Source organism: Bacteroidota bacterium, from assembly GCA_030706565.1.
GTDB lineage: Bacteria > Bacteroidota > Bacteroidia > Bacteroidales > JAUZOH01 > JAUZOH01.
The window spans coordinates 1-2,271 of the sequence record JAUZOH010000530.1 but is presented as its reverse complement, the minus strand read 5'-3'; the positions used below and the strand labels follow the sequence as shown (position 1 = coordinate 2,271).

The 2,271-nt window shown below is 38.4% G+C and carries 3 protein-coding genes; 2 read left to right on the top strand and 1 reads right to left on the bottom strand.

Going from position 1 to position 2,271, the window contains the following annotated elements:
* Both Q8907_16445 and Q8907_16440 read left to right on the top strand, forming a co-directional pair.
* On the top strand, positions 1-330 hold a 330-nt coding region (locus Q8907_16445; protein ID MDP4275859.1), incomplete at its 5' end, for a geranylgeranylglyceryl/heptaprenylglyceryl phosphate synthase.
* Between the two features lie 168 nt (positions 331-498).
* The gene (locus Q8907_16440) at positions 499-717 is read left to right on the top strand and encodes a hypothetical protein (GenBank protein MDP4275858.1); all 219 of its coding nucleotides are present in this window, start codon (positions 499-501) and stop codon (positions 715-717) included.
* 93 nt (positions 718-810) lie between these two features.
* Here the strand turns inward: Q8907_16440 and Q8907_16435 are convergent.
* A partial coding sequence (locus Q8907_16435) for an alkaline phosphatase family protein (GenBank protein ID MDP4275857.1) occupies positions 811-2,271 on the bottom strand: 1,461 nt, incomplete at its 5' end.

Sequence of the window (2,271 nt, the reverse complement as noted above, 5' to 3'; positions counted from 1 at the left end):
GTTGAATATATAAGCAATTCCAAGCCTATTCCTGCCGATAAATACGATATTGTTGTGGCAACAGCTATTGCCGGAGAAATGCTGGGATTGAAACTTATTTATCTTGAAGCCGGCAGTGGTGCACACAACAGAATAAATGACCGGATGATCTCGGAGGTAAGGAAGAATATCTCCATTCCACTTGTGGTGGGAGGAGGGATATCCTCTATAGAAGATCTGGAATCTGTTTACCGGGCGGGTGCCGATATTGCAGTTGTGGGAAGTGCAGTAGAGAAAAATATTTCAATTCTTGATGATTTTATGTTGGTAACTAAAAATTTCAAAGTTTAAATCTGCTTTTGTATGATTTTTAATAGTTGGTTAAAAAAAAAATACGCCAAACTATTTTCTTTAATAAAATAAAATATAGTATTTTTATTCAGTAAAATATACCGATATTTAACAGGTAAAACTCTAATAATCAATAACGTAATTTTAATTATTTAAATTTTTCACCCAATGAAAACAAAGAAGGATTTTCGCAAGTCGAAAAGAGAAAACTTTTTTGATTCTGACGATGATGGATTAAGAATAAAAAAGAGCCTTAAGAAAGACTCAGGTCAGAAAATGAGACGGAAATTCTATCAGGAAGTAGATGATTTAGATGATATCGATACTTATTTCCGGACAGAGGAGCGCGAAAATGAAGACGAGAATGATCAAGCAGACACTTATTAAAATGGCAATTTAAATCTTCACTGATCCTTTAAATTCATTTAAACTTTTTTTCAATCTTTGATAAAAAACCTGTCAATAAACAGGTTTTTTATTTTATTCCATTAGCTTCAATATGGGGTTTCCTGAGCAGGAATTTGGAAATGCAATATTTAAAAAGCTTGAAAGAGTTGGGGCAATATCTGTCATGTCAACCGGCATTGCAATGTCAGCCCTTTTTATTTTCCAGCCATACCAGATTAAGGGCACATGAGTATCATAGGAATAAGGAGAATTTCCAGAGGTTATTTTGCCGTCTTTTTCTATCCAACCGGCTTGCAAATTTATCAGTACGTCTCCTGAATATTTTTGATTATAGCTGTTTTGCATTTTCTCCGCTATCCCACGGGTGAAGTTGGTGGTTTGTAAGGTAGATGCTGTAATTACATTGGCTACCCCCGAAAATTGAATAATAAATTGAGCTACCTTTTCCTGCATTTCCTTAAGCGAAATTTTTGAATCTTCGATTAAGTTGTGATTGAGGTAAATTTGGCGGTTGTTGTAAAATTTAACCCAATCACCTTTCCCGTATACCACGTTTAGATAACTTTTGAGCAGTGCAATGGCATTGTTGGCATTAAAATAATCAACCGGTAAGTTCATATCGGCCAGGTATGCCGGGACCGATGCTTCTCCATGGTCGGAGGTGAGCACGATCAGCGTATTTTCTTTGCCTAAGTTGTCGTCGATAAAATGAATAAAATGTTCTAAATCCTTATCAAGCCGGAGATAAGTATCTTCCATCTCTACTGAATTATTTCCGTACTTTTCGTTGATATAGGACATGGTTGAGAAATTTACTGTCAGCAGATCGGGATTGTCGCCTTTTCCTAAATTTTCATTGGCAATGGCGGCTATGGCCATATCTTTGGTGTAAGTATTCCCGAAGGGCGTGTATTTGAGCATTTCATAATTTGTGTACTTATCCTTGATTTTACTCAGGTTATTAAGTGGATAAGGGAAGGTATGTTTGCCATTAATGCCTGTTTCGTACTTATTGTCGTCAGGCAGGGACTCTGTATAATCACTTGCAGGTAAAAGGGGCTCCCATACATGATTCAGGTAAATATCTGCCATTTTTTTTGCATTGAAGTCATTCACCCAACGGGGCAAGGTATCGGTGTAGTAGGAACTGGTAATCCAATTCCCGGTGGCATCGTCGTACCAATAGGCTTCGTTGGCACGATGGCCGGTAAGCAGGATGGCGGCATCCGGTTTGATCGAGATTCCGATGACTTTGGATTTTGAATGTGAGGCCAGTTTTAATTCATCCCCTAATGTAGAAACGGTGAGATTCCGTGGAGAATGTCTGCCAATACTTCCTCCTCCTCCAATTGTTTTGACATTGTCATCGTCTGTGGCATTGATTCTTTTCCCTCTTAACCTAAGGTACCAGGAATCTGCGATGATCCCGTGATCTGAAGGGTTTGAACCGGTTGATATGGTTGCATAACCCGGTGCCGACTGGGTCAGCATAAAGTTGAAATTGGCATTATAGCAGAAGGTCCCTTCTTCCAT